Source organism: Sphingobacterium kitahiroshimense, from assembly GCF_025961315.1.
GTDB lineage: Bacteria > Bacteroidota > Bacteroidia > Sphingobacteriales > Sphingobacteriaceae > Sphingobacterium > Sphingobacterium anhuiense.
Window position 1 is genome coordinate 5,517,969 of the sequence record NZ_JAOQNK010000001.1, and the last position, 22,018, is coordinate 5,539,986.

Sequence of the window (22,018 nt, forward strand, 5' to 3'; positions counted from 1 at the left end):
AAGGGTAATATAGTGTCATTATAGGGTAAATAACTTTATGTAAAGTAGGCTGTTTTACTAGGTCATATATTTTTATGAAGTTCCTTTGATAATAATTGGAGTTTTTGTCTAATTAATCTTTTCGATTTAAGATATTAAGTGATAATATTGGATCAAAGCTTGGTAAAATAGGCTTTGCAATATGAAATTGGTCATAGGTATCTTTACATAACAATTATTTACTTCATTTAAGATTATGAAAAAGCCGAGAAAATTTGGACTGTATACGACTGCTTTATTTTGCTTGTGGATGATTGCCCCATCTTATGGTCAAATTACTGAAAGGCCACGTCCTAAAGAATGGGATCTACTTGTTGAAGGTGCTCGCTTTAAAGATCGTTTTCTACCTATGCCTAAAGGAAAAGTTATAACTGGAAGTGATTGGGGAGCGGAGGGAGTGCGGAAACGATATATTGATAATGGAATTGAAGATGGTGAGCGATCGTACTGGGGCGGTAACATCTTAAAAGGCGACGATGGTAAGTTTCATCTTTATGTATGTGGATGGCCTGAAAGTTCAGAGAAAGGACATATGGAATGGCCGAATTCAATTGTATACCATACGGTTAGTGATAATTCAATTGGACCATACAAAATTGTTGATACTATAGGTAAAGGACATAATCCTGAAATTTTCAGAGCGAAAAATGGTAAGTATGTGATTTCTGTGATCAATGGTTACTACATATCTGATAGCTATAACGGCCCTTGGAAGTATGAGAAATTTGTATTTGATCAACGGGATCGTCCTATCATCGAAGGTTTGTCAAACCTAACCTTTGCAAAACGTGAGGATGGCTCTAATTTGATGGTGTGCCGAGGTGGTGGTATCTGGTTTAGTGAAACAGGTTTAAGTCCTTATAATCAGATAACAGATAAACGTATATATCCAGCTGTTGATGGAGAGTTCGAAGATCCAGTTGTTTGGCGCGATCATATTCAGTATTATCTTATTGTAAATGATTGGTTGGGACGAATTGCTTTTTATCAGCGTTCTAAAGATGGTGTAAATTGGATAACTGATCCAGGAGAAGCTTATACCACTGGTATATCTTTTCATCAGGATGGTGTAAAGGAAGATTGGTTTAAGTATGAGCGCATTAAAGTGTTGCAGGATAAGTACGGTCGAGCTTATCAGGCTAACTTCGCCGTTATTGATGTTTTAAAGTTGGAAGATAAACCGAATGACCAACATAGTTCAAAAAATATTTCGATTCCATTGAACCCTGGAATGCTGATGGAAATGTTGAATACAGAACTACCATCTTTAAATACAAAATTTGTCCGTGTCAAAGTGTTAAAAGAGCCTAATTTTGATCCTGCTAAGGAATTGGATTTACAAACATTGCGATTTGGAAAATCAGAGCTTGTTAATTATGGAAAAGGGAGCCGTGCAACTAAAATAGAAAACACAAAAGATGGGGTTATCATTACATTTGAGAATAGTGGGCATGGGTTAACTCAAGATGAATTTGCTCCAAAATTAATTGGTAAGTCCAGGTCGGGAAAGCTTCTTTTTGGTTATACCAGAGTGCCTTGGGTGGCATATAACGAAGCGATTTTATCAGCTAGAAAGCCGATCGTGGATAAAACAAAAGATCAGCAAGTTTTCGAAGTACAGGTGGATAATTTTGGGCTAGTGAAATCTAAGGAAAGTAAGTTAGAATTATATATTCTTGATGGTGAAAAGAAAACTTTGATCGCTAGTGGACCGATAGCTCCACTTGATCCTTATGCCATGAGCAAAATTACATTAACAGGAATTATGCCATTAACAAAGGTGGCGAATAATCCAATGAAACTTGTTATTCACGAAAAAGGTGTTCAAAAGTCAACATTTAATTTTGATTTGAAACTTGATTAATCTTATTTTTTGATGTAGGAAATCCAGCAAGTATACATTTGCTGGATTTTTTAATTTTTAGTGTATGTGGGTAAATTTTCAATAATTTATACTGAAAGAGATGTTGTATGTGATATTATGAGGTATTATAGTTTAAGAAAGAGTTAGTTTAGTTGCAGAAAAGACGATTTTTATTATTCATTTTTGAAACGTACATGATCTGTAATCCGAGAGGGATTTTTTTATCATGAGTAAATATCTAAAATCTAAATAAATGAAATCATTATAAGTCCTTTTCTTTGGATTTCTTTCCCCGCTTATATTATGGGCGCAAGATATTGTTGTTCCAAGATTAACGCCTTTTCCTGATCATATCCAATCTACAAAAATAGATTTGAATGGGAAATGGTTATTTGATGTTGATCCGAGCGAAAGTTTCTGGAAGTCTCCGCAAGCTGTAGATTGTAAGAATATACAGGTTCCGGGCGAATGGGTGATGCAAGGCTGTGAAGTAGAGAAAGGAGCTAAAGCGGGCTATTTTCGTCAATTTGAAATTCCTGTAAGTTGGAAAGGACAGCGCGTCAAGCTTAGAAGTAATGGGATCTTTAGTGAAAGTACAGTTTATATTAATGGTAAGAAAGTAGGAAGTCATATAGGGGGATTTACTCCTTTTGAGATCGATGTGACAGATTTTGTTCACTATGGTGCTACTAACCAGATTACCATAGCTGTACGTAGCGAAAGTTTAGCTGATTCCTTAGCGAGCGCATCACGTTATGCTGTACATGCCCTTGGTGGTATAACTCGAGATATATTTTTGTTTGCGATCCCAGAGACAAATATTTCTTCTTTTCATGTGGTTACTGATTTTGATGCGACCTATACAGATGCGGTATTGTCTGCGGATGTACAGTTGTCCAATGAATCTATTAAAGCCAAAGGTACTCTTAAACTAGCATTTAGTTTGTTGGACACAGAGGGAAGATCCGTTGATTTAGGAAAGTCGGAATATCTAGTTGATGAGTTGAAAAATGGTATAAATTTAAATCGTAGTATAAAGTTTCAGATTCGTAAACCTCATCATTGGACATCTGAGTCTCCCTATTTGTACACGTTAATTTGTGAATTAAGTGATGGATCGGGTGTTTTACATCGTACAAAGCGAAGAGTTGGTTTTAGAGAGCTTGAAGTAAGAGGAAACCAGTTTTTTGTTAATGGAAAACCGATCAAGTTAAGAGGGGTCAATAGACATGAAGTGATGCCACTGCGAGGAAGATCTTTGGAAGGTGATATTTGGGCTAAAGATGTTAAGTTGTTTAGAGAAGCCAATGTAAATTATATTCGTACATCGCATTATCCTCCTGATGAGAGATTGCTTGAGGCTTGTGACGAGCTTGGTATGTTTGTAGAGGTTGAGGCTCCATTTTGTTGGGCACATGAGACTGCTATTAAAAAAGAGGATATGTACCCTCTTCTGGTGAATCAACATATTGAGATGGTTAACCGGGACAGGAGTCATCCTTCTATTATTATGTGGTCTTTAGGAAATGAGTCTAATCTTTATAAAGAGTATTTTAAGGAAGCTGGTGAAGTTATTAAAAAGATGGATCCATCCCGTCCCCGCATATTCAGTCAATGGGGCCCGGATGCTGATAATGGCGAGCTTGAGGTGACGAACCATCATTATCCTGGTCCAACTGGTCCAGATATATATCGCAATAGTAAACGTCCGGTTACTTTTGACGAATATATCCATGTAAATTCTTACAATCGTTTTGAACTATCGGCAGATCCCGGTGTAAGAAATATGTGGGGACCGTTATTGGATAAAATGTGGACAGCTATGTACAACAGTCAAGGTGTGCTTGGTGGCGCAATCTGGGCTGGAATAGATGATACCTTTTTCTTACCTAACAATAAGGTTGTCGGATATGGAACATGGGGTCCGTTGGATGGCTGGCGTCGGGCGAAACCCGAGTACTGGAATATGAAAAAGTCATATAGTCCAGTAAGACTTGAACAGCGTGGAAATTTATCAAATGACGGTGTCGTATCTTTTGATGTCGACAATCGTCATAATTTTACGGATCTGTCTGCTTGTCGATTTGAATGGCGCTCTGGTCAGGATAGTGGAGCTGTGCAAGTGAATTTACCTGCCAGAAGTAAAGGCCATTTTGATATCGATCTGAAGAATGAAAAACACTTGGATCAGGAAATTTATTTGAAAATAATTTCTCCTTTAGGTTTTGTAATAGATGAATATTTATATTCTCTGAAACCGGGGATAGCGGCCGCGGAGGTTGAAAAGAAAGGTTCTGTCAGTTTTGAAGAAAAAAATGAGGCTATCCTTGTTAAGGACAAGAACAAGGTGTTTAAAATCAATAAGTCTGATGGGCTTTTAAAAGTTTATGATGTCCATGGTAACAATTTGATCAATCAGGGTGCTACATTAATGTTATTACCGCTCAACTCGGAAGGCAGGGGTATTCAAATGGTTGGTAAAGATCAAAATTTTGAACCATTTAACCCTGTTTGTGAGAACTGGGTATGTCAATCGGTGGTCTATAACACACAGAAAGATAGTTTAACTATACTTGTTAAGGGTACATACAAAGAAGCTGAAGGAGCATATATTTATGTGTTTAAAGCAAATGGCGTATTAACGGTTAGCTATGATTTTGAATTGAGAACTGCAGTATCACCAAGGCAGGTTGGATTGGTATTTGAAATACCTAAAGAATTTAATAATTTAGAATGGAAACGTCGTGGATATTGGAATATGTATCCGGAGGATCATCTCGGGTCATTGACTGGTCATGCTGTCGCTTTTAATCCTGATCTACCTGTTTCTGCTTCGGCGGGACCATCTGCCTTACCCCACTTAGGTTGGTCTTTTGATCAGACAGATGCAGGTTCGAACCTCTTTAGGGCAACGAAAGAAAATATTTACTCAGCTGATTTGTCGAATTTAGATGGGAATAAGGTTAAGGTCTTAGGTAATGGAAAACAACATTTCAGAGCTTGGATAAGCACGGATAAAAATAGTATTAATATGTTGGTCGCAGATTACAATAATGCTGAACGTGAAGGTTTTCTATCCTCTCATGCAGATGTTGACTATCGTCCCTTAAAAAGGGGGGACCGTGTAACTGGTAAAGTAATGTTACGGTTTGAAAAATAAAAAGAAATAAAATTATAAATAAGAATATAAAGTCCAGACAGATTAACTTCGACTGGACTTTATATTTATTAATGATTTTTCGAGTATCAATTTATCGATATTTACTAGCAATGAAGCATTATTTTTTATTTCAGCAACTCATTTTTGTACTCGCTTGGAGTAATTCCTTTTGTAGTTTTAAAAATCTTGTTAAAATTTGATAAACTGTTAAAACCACAATCATAAGCGATATTTCCAATCTGGTTTTTATCTTCATTAATGAGTTTACATGCTTGACTAATACGGACTTCATTGACAAACTGAATAAATGTTTTTTGCGTGCGGGTTTTAAAATATCTACAAAAAGCATGTTTGGTCATATTCGCTATTTTGGAAACTTCCTTTAAATTTATTTCTTTAGAAAAATTGTCGAATACATGTCGGAAAATTTTATCAATCTTTTCATTGTCTTTAGCAATGTAAGTATTTGTATATCCTGGGCTTGAAAGAAAACTATATTCCTGAGAATTTAACATTTTTTGGAAAAGCTCAAGTAAGAGAATCGTTTTTGGGATACCCTCACTGCTTATCATTTTTTGTAAAATACTTTTCAGGTCATTTTTTAATTTACCATGAAATATTAGCCCTCTCTGAGATAGGGCAAAGAACTGCTCGAGTTTGGATGTGTTAAAAAAAAGGGAAAGTGTACTAATTAACTTATCCGGCTCAAAGTATAATGCCATCGAAGATGCCGCATGGTTAATATTTAAATCTTGACTGTCATTGTGCCAAACATGTGGTAAATCTGATCCGATGAAAGTCAGTTCATCACTGGTAAAAGTATCTAAACTATCTCCAATCATGCGACGACCTTCGCTTTTGACAATGTATGTGAATTGACATTCTTTATGAAAATGAAATTCCGTTGAAAAAAAAGGTCGGTTTATTTCACGTGTTACAAATATATTGGTTTCAAATCCTTCTAAAACTTTTGCAAATACGGGCTTCATGTATATTGATGGTTTTTTAGGTTCTATAAATGTACATAGCTAATATAAGATTAGTTTTAAGTAGTCACAAGTATTTCCTGTCTCGTATATTGTAATTCACAGGGTTGTTACATTCTAGTTGTTTAGAAGATATAGTTAGATATTTATTTACTGAAAAATTGGGCTACGAATTTTTCAATTTAATCTTGGTCAATTACGAGTTTATCCAATATTTTAAGATTAAAAGTTCTTATAAGTCATTGTTATTTTTTAATTACTCTTTTTTTTGTTAATTAATGCTAAACTTTTAGTTGTTTTCATTTTTCTTTTGTTTTCTTCTTTTATGTTGCTTTAAACGTTTTAATTTGTTTGTTTTGTCATTTTTATATGAATTGTCTTTGATATTTGAATTATAATATCTATTATTGATGTTAAGATATATTAAATAATTGTTGGTAATAATTTTACAAAATGTTCTTTCTGAGACAAGTTTCAAATTGATCATTTACATCTTACCCTGTTATTTATACCGAGCGTGATTTACTATATAAAACCTGATAAAAACCATTTTTTGCTAATTACTTAAAGATTGTAGAATATGAAATGTTCTTCACAAGTCTACTTAATATGAATAAAAAAATTTTTAATTTAATATTGAGTTTAAGTAATGCTAAACTTAAGGCCTTATATTTGGGGAGTTAATGTTGTTTTTAATTTATTGTTTTACTATTTGTAAACAGATAAATCATAATATAATAGCTGAAAATTGACATTTTTAATAAACACTATTTAAATCATCTAAAATAAAAATGCCTATGGATAACTAGTTACAACATCCTTAAAAAGAAAGGAGATGCGCTAACATCTCCTTCAAGTGTAAGGAAACCAAAAAGTCTAGAAAAAATTTTAATTAACCTTAATTGTTCAAATATGAATAAGTTTTCCCTCGTTTCAAAATGGAAAGGTAAATTTTATTGCCCATTGTATCGAGTTTCAACTACCCAAAAAGCATTATCCCTTGGTTTAGTGCTATCCCTAATGCATGTGAAGCAGAATGAAATATTTGCTTCACCACTTCACAATATTGTACAGTCAGAAATCCTTGTCAGGGGTAAAGTAATCAATCAAGGGCGAGGTTTACAAGATGTATCTGTCTTTGTTAAAGGAAAGAAGTCAATAGGTACTAAAACGAATAGTGCTGGAGAGTTTGTTTTGGAAGTTCCAAAAGGATCAACGCTGGTATTTACTTCGGTAGGTTATAAGCAACAAGAAATCTTAGCTACTTCTTTATTAAGTGTTGAATTACAAGAGGATGCTTCAGTTCTTGATGAAGCTGTTGTGGTAGGTTTTGGAACACAAAAAAAGATTAATTTAACTGGTGCTGTAGATCAGATTTCTGCCAAGCAATTGGAAAATCGCCCTGTCACCAATATTGGAGCTGCGTTGCAAGGATTAATCCCTAATTTAAATATTACAAATCCTAGTGGAAACCCTACTGCAGCTGCGACCTTTAATATTAGGGGCACAACATCTATAAATGGAGGTGGTCCATTAATTTTAGTAGATAATGTTCCACATTCGGAAGATGAATTGGCCCGATTGAATCCTAATGATTTCGAAACTTATACCGTCTTAAAAGATGCAGCCGCAGCTGCTATTTATGGTGCAAGAGCCGCATTCGGTGTTGTGTTAATCACTACTAAAACTGCTAAAAGTGATGATGTTCAAGTAAATTTAGGCATCAACACTTCGGTCCGTACTGTAGGTAAAATGCCAGATATTGTAACAGACCCTCTTACTGTTATGGAATATAAGCGTATGGCCGCAGCTCCACTTTATGATTTGTTTCCTGATGCAATTCGAGACTATGCAAAGAAAATGCAGGAAGATCCGTCATTGCCCAATGTTATTCTGGATCCTACCAATAAATTGAATTATATGTATTATGGTTCGACGGATTGGATGGATGAAGCATACAAAAAAACTGCCCCTACTACGACTGTTAATATGAGTGTTGGCAAAAGAGCAGAAAAGCTACAATACTTATTTTCAGGCGAATATTATAAACAGGATGGGATGTTAAAATATGGTGAAGATGTTCTAAAAAGATATAACGTACGCGGTAAAGCTGATTTTCAAGTAAATGATTGGCTTTCTTTTGGTAATAATACTTTATTGACTATTCGAGATTTTAATTCTCCAGTTTTTATGGATGGTGACTTCTTTTGGAATGTCAATCGTACAAGCTCCTTGGATGTGCCTAAAAATCCTGATGGAAGTTGGACGTCGGCAGGAGCAGGTTTGCTGGGACGTATGCAAGAAGGAGGACGAACGACACGTAATATAAATGAGTTTCAAACAACCTTTAATGCGAAAGCTGCAATAATAAAAAATATTTGGGATATCAATGCTGATGTTACATTGCGGCGTACAAGTGGAAATACTGATTCATATGATGTGCCAATTCCTTATAAAATTGGACCTGAGACAGAGATTAAGTATGCCGGTTCGACGACCTCATATGCAAGTAAAAGCAATGATAATAACAGATATGATGTTATCAATATTTATTCAAATTTTAATAAAACATTTGGAGATCATAATTTAAGTGCTCTACTTGGTTACAATCAAGAATATAGAAAAAATGAATGGGCATCGTTGCGTAGAAATGATCTATTATCAAAAGATTTACCAACTGTCGAACTGGCTACAGGCACCATGACGACGCGTCATACTATAGATGATTGGGCTGTTCAGGGGATTTTTTATAGGCTAGGTTATAATTACAAAGGAAGATACCTTGCTGAGTTCAATGGACGTTATGATGGATCGTCAAGATTTCCAAAAGGTGATCGTTGGGGCTTTTTTCCTTCTGCATCAGCGGGATGGGTAATTTCGGAAGAGCAGTTTTTTGAACCGATTAAACCTGTACTTAATATGTTTAAGCTTAGGGGATCATATGGTCAATTGGGGAACCAAAGTGTTGCAAATTATTCGTTTGTACCCACAATGTCGGCGTCCAAAATCGGACAGATATTAGGAAACGAGAGACCTATGTCAATTGGAGCTCCAGGTGAAGTTTCAAATAGTTTAACTTGGGAAAAGGTTTCTACGACGAATTTCGGTGTAGATCTAGCTGCGATCAATAATCGATTGAATTTAAATTTTGATACATATGTGAGAAAAACTGAAGGTATGCTTTCTGCAGGAAGGACCCTACCTGGCGTTTTTGGAACAGCATCACCAAAGATAAATGCTGCAGATCTTAAAACCAAAGGTTGGGAGTTACGTTTGGGTTGGAATGATCAATTTGAGTTATCTAATTCACCATTTAAATATAATGTCACTTTTGTTATCGCAAATAGTAAAGCTGAGATAACAAAGTTTAGTAATCCTGCCGGGAATTTGGGCGACTACTATACAGGAATGAAGCTTGGTGAAATTTGGGGTTTGGAATATGATGGTGTTTTTGAAAACCAAGCACAATTGGACGCTTTAAATCAAGTTGATATCGGAAATGGTAATCAAGGTAATAACTCTTATATCGGAGATATTAAGTTTAAAGATTTAAATGGTGACAAAAGAATAAATTTCGGTAAAAATACCTTAGAAGATCATGGCGACCGTGTAATTGTCGGGAACTCGAGTACTCAGTATCCGTATAGTTTAGATTTGGGGGGTGATTGGAAGGGATTTAATTTACGCGTTTTCCTTCAGGGAGTGGGTAAAAAGGATTGGTATCCGGGTGGTGCTCATGTTTACTTTTGGGGTATTTATGCCCAGCCATGGACTAATGTAACTGTACAAAATCTGGATCACTGGACTCCGGAAAATCCAGATGGTTATTTCCCTGCGGTTCGAGCTTATGCCGCAGAAGTTTCTAATCGTTCATTAGCTGTTCCAAATAAAAAGTATATGCAAGATGCGAGTTATTTGCGAGTTAAGAATATAACTTTTGGTTACTCACTTCCTAAGCAATGGGTTGAGAAAGCTGGACTTGGAAGAGTGTATTTTTATTTTAGTGGAGAGAATCTATTTGAAAAATCTAATCTTAAAGTTTCGTTAGATCCAGAAGGATTAGGAGGACAGATTTATCCATTTCAACGTACCTATTCTTTTGGTATGAATTTAAACTTTTAATGATTATGAAAAACATAGTAATTATTTCTCTGGCATTTGTAGCCGTATTGGCACTCACTTCTTGTCAAAAAGATTTTTTGGATAGATTTCCTCAAACGAGTGTGACTGAGAATAGCACATTTAAGACTCCTGCTGATTTAGAAACATATACGAATGGATTTTACGGCATGATTGGTCCTACTTATAGCGATGGATTTACGGATAATATTGCGGGTATGAGTGGATCGTCAACAACAGATGCAATGGTTAGAGGTAATCTAACAATTGCTAATGCTGGTGGATGGGGAGGATGGGATAACGTGCGTAGAATCAATTTTATGCTACAAAGAGTTGCAAACACGACGGGAGATCAAGCTTCGATTAATCATTATGTAGGTATTGCTCGTTTTTTTAGAGCAAACCTATATTATAATATGGTGATGACTTATGGTGATGTGCCTTGGTACAACCAGGTGATCAAAGATACGGATGAAGACTTGCTGATGAAAAAGCAAGATAGCCGGACTTTAGTTGTCGATTCTATTATGGCCGATTTAGAATATGCGGTGGCGCATATTAAACCTGGAGGAACAAATACCAGAGTGACGAAATGGGTCGCATTGACCTTGCTGTCTCGTATTGCTCTTTATGAAGGGACGTATCGTAAGTATCACACATATCTTAATTTAGAAGAGACTGCCCATAAATTTTTGGAAAGATCGGCAAGTGCTTCTAAGCAGATAATGGATCAGGGAGGATTTAGTATCACTAATACAGGTAAGCTTCAAGAAGATTACAGGAACTTATTTGCTAGCAAAGATTTGTCAGCCAATAAAGAAATTATTTATTTATGGAAGAATGGCGAAGCGGATGGGGTAGCTAATAATACGCATACTGTATTTGATTACCAATGGGCATTGAGTAAAGACTTGATGGAGGAATTTCTGATGAAGGATGGTTCCCGTTTTACTTCATTACCTGATTATGATAAAAAACAGGTGACTGAAATATTTAAAAATCGCGATCCTCGTTTAGCAGAGAATATTATGGAACCTGGTTTTAAAACGAATCCTGATGTTAATATTCCTTATGTATTGAAACCAAGTTATGGTGGATATCTTCAGATTAAATTTTATCCTAGAGATCCAAATCAGCGTAAGGGATGGAACTTAAACTACACGGATCTTCCAATGATGCGTTATGCTGAGGTACTTTTAAACTATGCAGAAGCGCAAGCAGAACTTGGCAAAATAACGCAAGGTGAACTGGATTTAACTATTGGATTATTAAGAAGACGGGTAGGAATGCCTACTTTAAAACTTGCAGATGCACAGAGTAATATTGATCCTATTATGGCTTCAAAATATAGTAATGTAAAACATGCTAATAAAGGGATTGTTTTAGAAATTCGTAGAGAACGAAGAATAGAATTAGCCTCTGAGGGTTTTAGGTTTAATGATCTAAATAGATGGTATGTTGGGGAGTTATTTGCAGTCAACCCTAAAGGTATTTATGTGCCTGGCTTTGGAGCACTTGATGTAACAGGAGATGGCGAACCCGATCTTGTTATCTTAGAGAAAGAATCTGATAAAGCTTCATTACCTGAAAAATACAAAGCGTTACCTGGATATTATGTAAGTGAAAATAATATTTATTTGAGTAACGGTAGTTCAGGACATATTGTCTTTTTTAAAGATAAGAATCAACCGCGTCAGTGGATTGATGGCCCTAAATATTATTACCGTCCGATTCCAATTGGACAGACTGTCTTGAATCCAAATTTGATACAGCCGTTAGGTTGGAGATAATAGCTGTTAATTTTTTTTGAATATGGTTAGCCCTTGATTTTCGAGGGCTAACTTTTGTTATAGTATAATGAAGCAAATAATTCTTTTGAGATTTTTTGCTACCAATAGCTCGCTTTAAAACTTATGCCTGTGGTGTATATTTATATGTTAATGGAGGTAATGAATTGGATCGCAATGGAATATTATTAGCATCGATGGCTTCCGGAGCAGTTATCTTTTTAAGTAAAGAATATCTAAGTTAATTATAATTATGTGGCTGATTTTTCTGGTAATGTTAATTGTTTCCAGATAAGATAATGATATTGATTTCATAATAAAGGCCTCTTTAGAGGCCTTTATTATGAAATCAATACTTCAATTTTCGCGAGTCAATTTCGGAAGTAATCGGATATACATCTTTGTAAACATCAATTCCTGCATCGCTTAATGGTACTCCAGCCATTTTGGTTTTCGTACCTTGAATACGAATATTCTTTTTATTGTCTAGGTCAATTACTGCCCAAATTGGATCTTCATATACGAGTGTGTAGCGAAGGATGCCGTGTTTTTTGTAAAAATCATCTGAGAACGCCGTACTTTTAAAGTCTTCTCCCGCCCAATAGTATGATGAACTGTTAATCTGAACGTAATGGATCCCATTGATCTCATTGTGATAATTCATATGATGGTGACCTGTTAACACGAGTACTACTTTGTTAAAGCCTGCCTCTTGGTTGATCTGTTCGAATAGATAACGGACCTCCATGCCATTATCTAACCCGCCTAATGTATTTTCAAGCCCTTGATGACAGAAAATAACGGTACGTAAGGATGTGTTTTGAAGGTCTTTTTTTAGCCAGTTAAGTTGCTTTTTTGTAATAGAACGGGGATAGCCATCTATTTTCTTCGTTTCACTTTTTTCATTGCCATCTAATACGACAAAATGAAAACCATTCTTGTCAAATGAATAATAAGGATTTGTCGCACCCCAAAATGCCAGCGCCTGTTCTTTGGAGAAACCACCATCAGTATCGTGATTACCTAAAACGTAATGCTTTTCACCACTGAATTTTTTCCAAATATCTAATAAGGGTTTATTCTGAGGTTTCGGAACACAAAAATCACCTAATTGAATGATGAAATCGGGCTGTTGTTTGACCATAGCATCAATAAATAATTGTGCTCTTCGGTCACTATCATGCATGAGATCATAATGAAGATCTGATATGACTCCAAATTTTACTCCACGATTTTTAATGCTATTTGTTTCAATACTTTCAACTATTGGAGCTGCTATAGATTTATTTACAAGGAGTCCTGATAGACTTAGCCCCCCAATTTTTAAGAATGATTTTCTGTTTATCATAATTTATAATCCGGTTTATTTTTTTCATTTAATAGTGCTTTTACATCTGAACTTCATTTGCTGTTGCTGGCTTTACAAATGATATAATGATAGCACAAATTGCACAAATTACAGCAACTACAAGGAAGATGTTTGATGTATTGCCAGTGTAATCAATAATTTTTCCAAATATGGGTTCTCCGATTGCAGCAAACACATAAGCGAACATATTCATAACACCTATACCGGTACCTACTAATTTGGTTCCTAAGATATCTGGGCTTAAGGTCCAAAAGTTAGCTTGGGGTCCGTACACAAAAAAACCAGCAGTAAACATCAAGACAGCAGCGAATGCATGATGTGGGGTTGGTATAATATAAATCAACAAAGCAATTGCGCAGCTACAGAGCATTCCGGCTCTAATCGATTTACTTCTGTTTTTGTTGAATAGTACATCTGAAATATAACCAAATGAAACCGCTCCCACAGCCATACCGATAGGAATGAATAAAGTTAGCCATAAATTACCATTTGATTCCTTGTAATTATTCCCTAAGAAATGGATCGGCACCCAGAAAATAAGTCCATATCTTGCCATACTTTGAAATCCGATTGCAAAGGATGCAATCAGAAATTTTTTGTTTCCGAATACGAGCTTATAAGACTCTTTCCAACCTAATTTTGAGGTTGAATCGTTTTGTGCACTATCTGATTGTAGTGTAAATCCTTTTAAAGCAGGATGACTTCTTGCAATAATTAAAAATAGGAGTAAGGCAAAAAGAAGAAAGAGTATGGGATACCTAAAGAGTGTACGCCAGCTTTGTTCTTGTTGTACTAAAAGTAGGGCCATGAAAAATGTGAGTACAGATGAGCTCCCTGCTGCCATGGTATAAAAACCAAAAGCTTTACCTCGTTCATTGCTATCCCACCAATTGGAGATTAATTTACTTCCCGATCCCCAGGCCATAGATTGAAAATAACCATTCAGCGTCCAAAGAATAAGGATTACAGCGTAAGTATTGGCATAACTAATAGACAGGTTGCAGACAATAGATAAAAAACCGCCTGTTAAGATCATGATTTTAGGACTTAAACGATCTGCAAGATTACCGTTAATCAATTGTCCTATGGCATACCCCATCAGCATGGAAAAGCTAATCCATCCGATTTGCTGGTAACTTATACCTAATTCAGCTGACATTCCTTTTGCCGCCCAGCCAAAATTATGTCTACCTGTATAGAAAAATAAATAACAGAACATGGTGATAAATAGCATCTTCCACTGCTCTTTTCTGAAGTTTTTTTGAATCTGCATCTTCTGTTATTTGATGTCCATATTGATGCCGACACGTATTGGTTTGTTTATTACAGCGTAGTCGAAAGCTTCATTCACTTCATCTAAAGAAAATTCTTTTTCAACAAGATCAAGAAATGGGTATTTCTCGAAATTCTGTACAATAAAATCTACTGCTGTAGAAAAATCTTCATAATTATAATTATGTAAACCTTTAATTGTTAATATGCGTCGGATCATTTGCTCTGCATCGATCTCAAGTTTACGCTGTTTAAACACTGCTCCAATAAATACGGCAACTCCATTTATACCCAATTGTGCTATTCCTGCTTCCATAGCATCTGGTGAGCCACTCATGTCAATAAAGCGATCAATCCCATTTCCTACTTTAACAATTGCTAATTCATCAAGCGTAGTTTCCTTAGAATTTAGAGTTTCGGTAGCGCCGAATTTTTTAGCAAGCGCTAAGCGTTTGTCATCAATATCTGTTACTATAATTTCGGATGCGCCTGCTTCTTTACACATCGCTACACATACGAGACCCAATAAACCCATTCCGGAAATAAGTGTTTTTTTACCTTTGATGGTTCCAGCTAACCGAATAGCTCCAGCTGATGTAGCAATGGCACAATTGATCGTTGCTGCAATAGGTGCAGGTAATTCTTTTGGAAGAATACGAATGGAAGTATGTGGTCTTAATATAATGTGTGATGCTAATCCTCCATGAAAACTGTCACGATCAGTAATCTGTCTGTGTCCATATTTGTATAGATTCTCATTTTTTTGAGGCGTTACTGCATTATAACTAGCTGTTTCGGGATCACTAGCAAATACGGTCCAGGTGATAACATCTCCTTCTTTGAGTTCCTGTCCGGAAGCATCTGTTAAAACTGAATTTGAATTTGTCTCCATTATTGTCCCCACTATTTCATGCCCAAGTATAGTTGGGCAAGGTTCTTGACGTAGACCGCAATAAGTATGAAGATCACTGCCACAAAGTGTAGCGTAATTTATTTTGACGAGTATTTCTCCTTCTTCCAGATTTGGTATCGTAGTCGATACTGATTGAAGAGGAGATTTAGGTTTTTCAAAAACCAAGAATTTTCCTTGCTTAGCCATAATTGTATTGTAAATATAACATAAAATGTTTTACAATGCTAAACATTGTTTATAAATACTATATCTTTTAAATGTTAAATTTATATTAATTTATGGAAATTAAGGTACATGATTTGGTTTCTTATAAAATTTGTTTGGTCACATAGGTTATTATCAGTTACGTTCTTTTCAAATTATTAGCCACGGCTTGATAATCCATGTCACCGTTATTTATTATCGTTTTTTTTGATATTATAGGGCTGATTTCGTTGTGATCGATATCATCGTGCTAGTCGAATACCCGTAAATTGCCATTGGTGCTGTGTATGAAAGAAATTTCGATATGTCTTTCTACTATGTCCTTTTGACGTAGCTTCCGAAGCACCTCGTAAAACCATTTGATTGACCATGAACTTTCCATTATATTCGCCTACCGCACCTGCTTCTTTTTTAAAACCTGGATAAGGCAGATAGGCGCTTCCGGTCCATTCCCATCGGTCGCCCCAATGCATGTTATCAGCCGCGATTTCCCATTCTGCCTCTGTTGGTAAACGCATTCCTTTCCAATTTGCATAAGCAGTCGCTTCAAAATAGTTGATATGATTGAGTGCTTCATTGAGATCCAATATTTTTAGACCTGATAATGTATAGTGCATCCATTGATTGTCAATTTTATGCCAATATAGTGGTGCATGAGTATCATTTTCTTTTACCCAGTCCCAACCTTCAGCATGCCAATGGCGAAAGTCTTGATACCCTCCGTTTTCTATAAATTCTAAGTATTCCCCGTTGCTGACAACTTGTGTAGCAATTTCGAATTCTTGTAAATAGACTTGATGTCTCCCAAGTTCATTATCGAAACAGAATCCCTTTCCTTCGAATCCGATTTCGTATATTCCGGCTGGAAAGGTAATCATTTCGTTATTTACGAATTCGGATTTTGAAGGTTCTGGATCGCTTTTGTAGGATGGGAAAAGTGGATTGTGTCCCAAAATATATTTAATATCTGAAATCAGTAATTCCTGATGTTGCTGTTCATGGTTAAGTCCCAGTTCGAGCAAAGTTAATACGTCTTGTAAGTGATGTCGTTTCTGCTTAAAAAATAACTGCATTTGATCATCTACGTAAGCTCTATACTTGTAAATATCAGATACGGATGGACGGCTTAAATTTCCACGATCGGTTCGGATGACCCGCGCGCCTACAGTTTCATAATAACTGTTAAAGACATAATTATACTGTGAGTCGAAAACTTGATATTCAGGAAAGTAAGGGATCAATAAAAATGTTTCAAAAAACCAAGTTGTATGCCCTAAGTGCCACTTTGGAGGACTGACATCTACTATTGGCTGCACAACATAATCTTCAATGGCTAAAGGTGCGCATATATGTACAGAGTGATTTCGAATAGTCCAATATTGTTCTTCTAAATCTGTAATGTGATCGGTTATTGTATGTTTTGTATTCATCATCGTTTTTTTACTTGATTTCCCATATTGCATCCATAAACCATTTTTTCGAATCGTATAGTTCGCTGACAAAGTTAAAACCTGAGCTATTGGCGAGATCTCGGATGTCAGAAGGTGAGAATTTTTGTGATATCTCCATGTAAATGGGTTCATTTTTTTTAAATGAGATCTGCTCCTCGCCGAGTGTCACTTGCTGTTCTGTTAGGCTAATGAGATAACTTTTACATGCGCCATTTAAGGGATCGTAGGTTTGATAATGTTCAAATTGATTTATGTTGAAATTAGCCCCGAGTTCATGATTAATGCGAAGGAGAAGATTAAGATTGAATTTTGCAGTTATACCTGTTGGATCATCATAAGCACGAAGTATCGTTTTAGGATGCTTTTTTAAATCAAAACCTATTAAAACATTGTCTCCAGGATTTAGTTTACTCTTCAATTTGGAGCAGAACTGTTCAGCATCCGCAATTTCCATATTACCAATATTGCTCCCTAAAAATAATATTACTTTGCGATTTGACGATATTGTCATTGCTTTTTCGATCATCTCAAAATATTCACCTTTGAGGCAGATGATATTTAAAGCTGGAATTGCATCGTTAAGATTTGTTTTTAGAACTGAAAGGATATTACCAGATATGTCGATCGGCATGTAAGTAAAGTTTGCTTCTCTACGAACAAGGTGTTGCAATAGAAATGTGGATTTCATAGCATCGCCTGCTCCCAATTCTATCAGATCAAATGGTTTGTCATCTGCACATATTAAATTAGCAATTTCAGCTGTCTGATTTTTGAAGATGTCAAGTTCACATTTTGTAAGATAATAATCTTCCAGTGCCATGATTTTTTGGAAGAGATGATCTCCTTTACTGTCATAAAAATATTTAGAGGATAATCTCTTCGGATTATTTTTTAAATCATCTAATACCTCTATTTGGAATTTATGCTTAGTTATTGTTGCTTTTTGGTTTTCGCTGTGGAGACTGCTATTCATCTTTCTTATTTTACTGTTCTTGAAAGATAACAGTTGAATACGACTACTTGTTTGCTTAATGAGAAATGCTTAGGGTAAGATGTCGGATTGTAGTGCGGAAAGAGTATTAGCGATAGGTGAGGACTGTATCGTGATCTTAAATTATTTTTTCTACCCAAATATAGGATATCCCTCTCCGAATGCTCTTGATAGTACAGCTGATAAACCAGCAAATCCAATTAATAAAACGAAAAAAGACTCTATGATGTTTAGTATTGAAAAGTTTTTCCAGGATTGATCGTTTGATTTAGCAGGATATTCCCATAGTCTTAAGATATTCTGTCTTTTTTTATAGGTGAAAATTGGAATGATCAGGACCATTATTCCTACTAAGCTATTGAGAGTAAGGTACCGCATATCATGATATGCGCTTCCAATAATAACGAGAGACATTAGCGTCCATGCTATTATATTCAAGAGAGAGAATATTTTGTAAACAGTTTTCATTGATGAATTATATAATGCAATATCTTATACCGTTTAAAGCAATTGTCTTTACTTTTGTTTAGGGCTTGCTCCTGTATATTTCTTGTAAATTTTATTGAAGTGACTTGCATCGGAGAATCCAAGTTTTAGCGCAATTTCATTAATGTTGTACCGACCATTTTTCAATAGTTGACTAGCTGTTTTTATTTTGGTCTGGATGATATGTTGCTGAATGGATTGGCCACTATGCTTTTTGACATAGATACTGATGTAGTTTGGAGACATATTAAATTGGGATGCTATATTGTCAATTTTCATCTTTTCAGGATTCAAGGCATGCATCCGGGTAAAACTCAGTATTTGGCTTAATTTATCTATTTCAGTATTAGAGGGGCATTCTAGTCCAAATTGGACTGTAGACTGCGCTCTGGCCAACAGCATCATGACACCACCAAACAGTTCCAGAAGCAACTCTCTACTATAGGCACAATTGTTTGAAAACTCACGCAATAGAATTTGAAACAGATAGTGGAGATGAATTTTGTCAACCTCATCTTTTACTATGTTTCCATTTATTGTTGAGGCTGTCTGAAGTAAAGTTTGGGTCGTTTCTAACCATTTGGCTGTTTTGCTTCCTGCCAACTTTTCTGTAAATAATTGCTCATTAAATTTTAGAAAGATGAATTTTGTAAATTCTTTTATTTCAAAATAATGTCCATCTTCAGGCCTTAAGATAAAAACATCTCCGGCCTCATATGGCATACGGGCATCATTTAGGATATGATCACCGGTTCCCTTTTCAACGAAAATAATTTCATAAAAATTGTGCTTATGTTCTGGGAAATCCCATTTATCCAGCTCCAGAGCAAATACATTTAATGAGTAATAGCTATTAAACCTTTGCATACATAGTAATTGATTTGTACAAACATACGATGAAAAATTACAGATTTAAGCGCTTGCTTCATAATATTTTTGTAAAAACAAATAATTACTATGTATAAATCATCAATTTCTATTGTTGCTATTTTAGCAATTATACTCGTCTTTGCTTCTTGCAAAAATAATGGGCAAAGTTCTGATGTGCAATCTTCAGTTTCTGATTCTATTTCTAGTACCAAGCAATGGCCAAATGGCGCTCAGCTGGTGATATCTGTTTCCATGCAATTTGAAACAGGGGGACAGCCGGCTGGAGCTGAAAGTCCATTTTCAGGCAATCCCTTACCGGTGGGAAATCCAGATTTACCTGCTGAAAGTTGGTATAGGTACGGGGCTGTAGAAGGCGTTTATCGCATGCTAAATCTTTGGAAAAAGTACGATATCAAAGTGACTTCTCATGTCGTTGGGACAGCCGCGGCGAAATATCCCGAAGTCGCCCAGGCAATTGCTGCAGATGGACATGAGATAGCTGCCCATGGAATTTCATGGGATGACCAATGGAATAAAGATTATAATGAAGAACTAGATTTTGTAAAAAGAGGTGTAGATACTGTGGAGCATATTACGGGACAAAGAGCCGTTGGATATAATGCAAACTGGTTACGTAGAAGTCCTAATACTTTAAAGATTTTACAAGAACTGGGGTTTCTATATCATATCGATGACTTGAGCCATGATGAACCTTTTTTAACAACCGTGAATGGAAAGGACTTTGTGGTCATGCCTTACACGCTTCGTAACAATGATATTGTCAATATAGCAGGCAATCATTGGACTCCAGAAATGTTTCTTTCGCAGTTAAAGATGGAGTTCGATCAACTGTATGAGGAGGGTAAATCAAAAAGAAGAATGATGAGTATAAGTTTTCATGATCGTATTGGGGGAACTCCATCTGTTGTAAAAGCAATGGATGATTTTATTACATATGTCAAAGATAAAAATGGGGTTGTCTTTATGCGTAAGGATGACATTGCGAAGATGGTGCTTCATGATCCTAAAACACCAAGAGATGAGTCCGAACGAAAATATAATAATCAAAGCTATCAAAACTAATTTTCTACTAATCCATAACTTACTTGATATAAGGTGAAGATATTGGAGTCACTCCTTATTTCATTTATAGATTTAAAAAATAGTAGTTAGTAGTAATAATTAGTAAAATAGGAGAGCGCATAGGCTTCTAGAAAGTGTTACTGCAATTGGTAAAATTGTTATTAAATATTGAAAATAGAAAAGACAAAAAATAAATTCTTATTAAAAAAGGAAAGCCATCTATAAGGATGGCTTTCCTTTTTATGTTATTATATAATTGAAATTATTTAATTCTTTTTTTGGTTTTCTTTTTCTTCTTGTTTAACCAAATGATTGTTCCTGTAATAGGAAGTGATGCGCATATTAAAGCGATGAAAAAATGTAAAACTTTAGTGGCTATACCTCCATAATTACCCACATGAAGGTCATAGTTCATCGCGCCAATTTTATCACCTATGGGAGCATTTTCCGATTGTTTTATTTTTTCAATCTGACCATTTCCTCTGTTAAAATAATACCAAATAAATTCGCCGGTACGATCTTTAATGAACCGCACCTGAATATCTTGTGGATCTGTTGGAGATTTACGTAAACGAATCGACATCATATCTGCATTTGGGTGTTTTGATATGGTGAAATTGAGCGCATTATCTAATATTTTAGACTGATTCTGTGGTACATATTCGAACTTTTCCTGTTGTTCAATTTCTTTTGTGCTATCGAAACCATTGAGCGATTTTACATAAAAAGTTTTAAATGCGGGAAATGTAAATGCAATACCTGTACATGCAATTAATAGGGCGAAAATGACACTATAAAGTCCTAAGATTTGATGCAGGTCATAGTTTAATCGTTTCCATTTAACTTTAAAATCAAACCAAAGCTGTCTTTTTAATTTTTTGATAGTCCATTTTTTAGGCCACCATAAGACGATACCTGTTATTAAAATTATTATGAATATGATGACCGAAATTCCTACTAACCAATGGCCTACCATGGCGCCCAATAGTAAGTTCATATGAAGTTGTAAGACGATCTGAAAAAATTCTGTTTTGGAGTTTTCTACCGCTTGTACTTTACCCGAATAAGGATTAATAAATACGCGTTTATGGTAAATATAATATTGATTATTACCAAAAGCATGTTCATCCGTTTTTAGCGCACGAAATATCCAAGTTCTATCTGGAGAGAGGTACAGATCTGTTCTACTTATTTTTTCACCTTTAGGTAAAGCGTTTTGAGCAATATCAATCAGCTGTGTTAGTGGGAGTAACTTACTATTTTCTCCAACTGAATCTTGAGTATAGTATTTTTGAGGATAGACTATTAGTTTAAGCTCATCATAGAAAACATAAAAGCAACCCGATAAACTAACAATAAAAACAACTAGGCCTGTAAAGAGACCTAGCCATTTATGTAGCCATAATAAACCTGCCTTAATCATT

At 35.5% G+C, this 22,018-nt stretch carries 15 protein-coding genes; 6 read left to right on the forward strand and 9 right to left on the reverse strand.

From position 1 onward, the window contains the following. The first annotated feature begins 235 nt into the window (after nt 1-235). Both M2265_RS23590 and M2265_RS23595 read left to right on the forward strand, forming a co-directional pair. A complete protein-coding gene (locus M2265_RS23590; RefSeq protein WP_207902424.1) occupies nt 236-1,903 on the forward strand; it encodes a glycoside hydrolase family protein in 1,668 nt (555 codons plus the stop codon). A 373-nt stretch (nt 1,904-2,276) separates the two neighbouring features. Next, on the forward strand, nt 2,277-5,063 hold the full coding sequence (locus M2265_RS23595) for a glycoside hydrolase family 2 TIM barrel-domain containing protein (RefSeq protein ID WP_207902423.1): 2,787 nt from the start codon (nt 2,277-2,279) through the stop codon (nt 5,061-5,063). 125 nt (nt 5,064-5,188) lie between these two features. On the opposite strand, the gene M2265_RS23600 is transcribed toward M2265_RS23595, so the two are convergent. Beyond that, nucleotides 5,189-6,052 (reverse strand): AraC family transcriptional regulator, encoded by an 864-nt coding sequence (locus M2265_RS23600; protein ID WP_132770184.1) that lies wholly within the window; start codon nt 6,050-6,052, stop codon nt 5,189-5,191. Nucleotides 6,053-6,961: 909 nt separating this feature from the next. Here M2265_RS23600 and M2265_RS23605 point away from each other — a divergent pair. The 3 genes from M2265_RS23605 to M2265_RS23615 all read left to right on the forward strand — a co-directional run bounded on the left by M2265_RS23605 (nt 6,962) and on the right by M2265_RS23615 (nt 12,200). Next, a complete protein-coding gene (locus M2265_RS23605; RefSeq protein ID WP_132770182.1) occupies nt 6,962-10,171 on the forward strand; it encodes a SusC/RagA family TonB-linked outer membrane protein in 3,210 nt (1,069 codons plus the stop codon). Between the two features lie 5 nt (nt 10,172-10,176). After that, the gene (locus M2265_RS23610) at nt 10,177-11,958 is read left to right on the forward strand and encodes a RagB/SusD family nutrient uptake outer membrane protein (RefSeq protein ID WP_207902422.1); all 1,782 of its coding nucleotides are present in this window, start codon (nt 10,177-10,179) and stop codon (nt 11,956-11,958) included. Nucleotides 11,959-12,053: 95 nt separating this feature from the next. Beyond that, complete coding sequence (locus tag M2265_RS23615) at nt 12,054-12,200, forward strand: hypothetical protein (RefSeq protein WP_165905890.1); 147 nt, start codon at nt 12,054-12,056, stop codon at nt 12,198-12,200. Between the two features lie 104 nt (nt 12,201-12,304). Here the strand turns inward: M2265_RS23615 and M2265_RS23620 are convergent, their stop codons facing one another. From M2265_RS23620 to M2265_RS23650, 7 genes are all read right to left on the reverse strand, one after another. Then, on the reverse strand, nt 12,305-13,303 hold the full coding sequence (locus M2265_RS23620) for a metallophosphoesterase family protein (RefSeq protein ID WP_132770178.1): 999 nt from the start codon (nt 13,301-13,303) through the stop codon (nt 12,305-12,307). 40 nt (nt 13,304-13,343) lie between these two features. Beyond that, the gene (locus M2265_RS23625) at nt 13,344-14,597 is read right to left on the reverse strand and encodes an MFS transporter (RefSeq protein WP_243655413.1); all 1,254 of its coding nucleotides are present in this window, start codon (nt 14,595-14,597) and stop codon (nt 13,344-13,346) included. A gap of 6 nt (nt 14,598-14,603) precedes the next feature. Next, on the reverse strand, nt 14,604-15,695 hold the full coding sequence (locus tag M2265_RS23630) for a zinc-binding dehydrogenase (protein ID WP_132770176.1): 1,092 nt from the start codon (nt 15,693-15,695) through the stop codon (nt 14,604-14,606). 260 nt (nt 15,696-15,955) lie between these two features. Continuing rightward, a complete protein-coding gene (gene egtB / locus M2265_RS23635) occupies nt 15,956-17,146 on the reverse strand; it encodes an ergothioneine biosynthesis protein EgtB (RefSeq protein WP_317126535.1) in 1,191 nt (396 codons plus the stop codon). A 7-nt stretch (nt 17,147-17,153) separates the two neighbouring features. Then, the gene (locus M2265_RS23640) at nt 17,154-18,137 is read right to left on the reverse strand and encodes an L-histidine N(alpha)-methyltransferase (RefSeq protein ID WP_132770174.1); all 984 of its coding nucleotides are present in this window, start codon (nt 18,135-18,137) and stop codon (nt 17,154-17,156) included. Nucleotides 18,138-18,287: 150 nt separating this feature from the next. Next, nucleotides 18,288-18,623, reverse strand: coding sequence for a hypothetical protein (locus M2265_RS23645; protein WP_132770172.1), 336 nt, complete (start codon nt 18,621-18,623; stop codon nt 18,288-18,290). A 48-nt stretch (nt 18,624-18,671) separates the two neighbouring features. After that, entirely contained in the window at nt 18,672-19,508 is an 837-nt protein-coding gene (locus M2265_RS23650) for an AraC family transcriptional regulator (RefSeq protein WP_132770170.1), read from the reverse strand. A 90-nt stretch (nt 19,509-19,598) separates the two neighbouring features. Here M2265_RS23650 and M2265_RS23655 point away from each other — a divergent pair, with 90 nt between their 5' ends. Beyond that, complete coding sequence (locus M2265_RS23655) at nt 19,599-20,594, forward strand: polysaccharide deacetylase family protein (RefSeq protein ID WP_132770168.1); 996 nt, start codon at nt 19,599-19,601, stop codon at nt 20,592-20,594. Nucleotides 20,595-20,856: 262 nt separating this feature from the next. On the opposite strand, the gene M2265_RS23660 is transcribed toward M2265_RS23655, so the two are convergent. Then, nucleotides 20,857-22,017, reverse strand: a complete 1,161-nt coding sequence (locus M2265_RS23660; RefSeq protein ID WP_207902421.1) for a PepSY-associated TM helix domain-containing protein — start codon at nt 22,015-22,017, stop codon at nt 20,857-20,859. Nucleotide 22,018: the final 1 nt, after the last annotated feature.

What these genes read in the sequence shown, in the direction of transcription:
- M2265_RS23590 (WP_207902424.1), top strand. Translation starts at nt 236, where the DNA reads ATGAAAAAGCCGAGAAAATTTGGACTGTATACGACTGCTTTATTTTGC.
- M2265_RS23600 (WP_132770184.1), bottom strand. Translation starts at nt 6,052, where the DNA reads ATGAAGCCCGTATTTGCAAAAGTTTTAGAAGGATTTGAAACCAATATA.
- M2265_RS23605 (WP_132770182.1), top strand. Translation starts at nt 6,962, where the DNA reads ATGAATAAGTTTTCCCTCGTTTCAAAATGGAAAGGTAAATTTTATTGC.
- M2265_RS23610 (WP_207902422.1), top strand. Translation starts at nt 10,177, where the DNA reads ATGAAAAACATAGTAATTATTTCTCTGGCATTTGTAGCCGTATTGGCA.
- M2265_RS23620 (WP_132770178.1), bottom strand. Translation starts at nt 13,303, where the DNA reads ATGATAAACAGAAAATCATTCTTAAAAATTGGGGGGCTAAGTCTATCA.
- M2265_RS23625 (WP_243655413.1), bottom strand. Translation starts at nt 14,597, where the DNA reads ATGCAGATTCAAAAAAACTTCAGAAAAGAGCAGTGGAAGATGCTATTT.
- M2265_RS23630 (WP_132770176.1), bottom strand. Translation starts at nt 15,695, where the DNA reads ATGGCTAAGCAAGGAAAATTCTTGGTTTTTGAAAAACCTAAATCTCCT.
- egtB (WP_317126535.1), bottom strand. Translation starts at nt 17,146, where the DNA reads ATGATGAATACAAAACATACAATAACCGATCACATTACAGATTTAGAA.
- M2265_RS23640 (WP_132770174.1), bottom strand. Translation starts at nt 18,137, where the DNA reads ATGAATAGCAGTCTCCACAGCGAAAACCAAAAAGCAACAATAACTAAG.
- M2265_RS23645 (WP_132770172.1), bottom strand. Translation starts at nt 18,623, where the DNA reads ATGAAAACTGTTTACAAAATATTCTCTCTCTTGAATATAATAGCATGG.
- M2265_RS23650 (WP_132770170.1), bottom strand. Translation starts at nt 19,508, where the DNA reads ATGCAAAGGTTTAATAGCTATTACTCATTAAATGTATTTGCTCTGGAG.
- M2265_RS23655 (WP_132770168.1), top strand. Translation starts at nt 19,599, where the DNA reads ATGTATAAATCATCAATTTCTATTGTTGCTATTTTAGCAATTATACTC.
- M2265_RS23660 (WP_207902421.1), bottom strand. Translation starts at nt 22,017, where the DNA reads ATGATTAAGGCAGGTTTATTATGGCTACATAAATGGCTAGGTCTCTTT.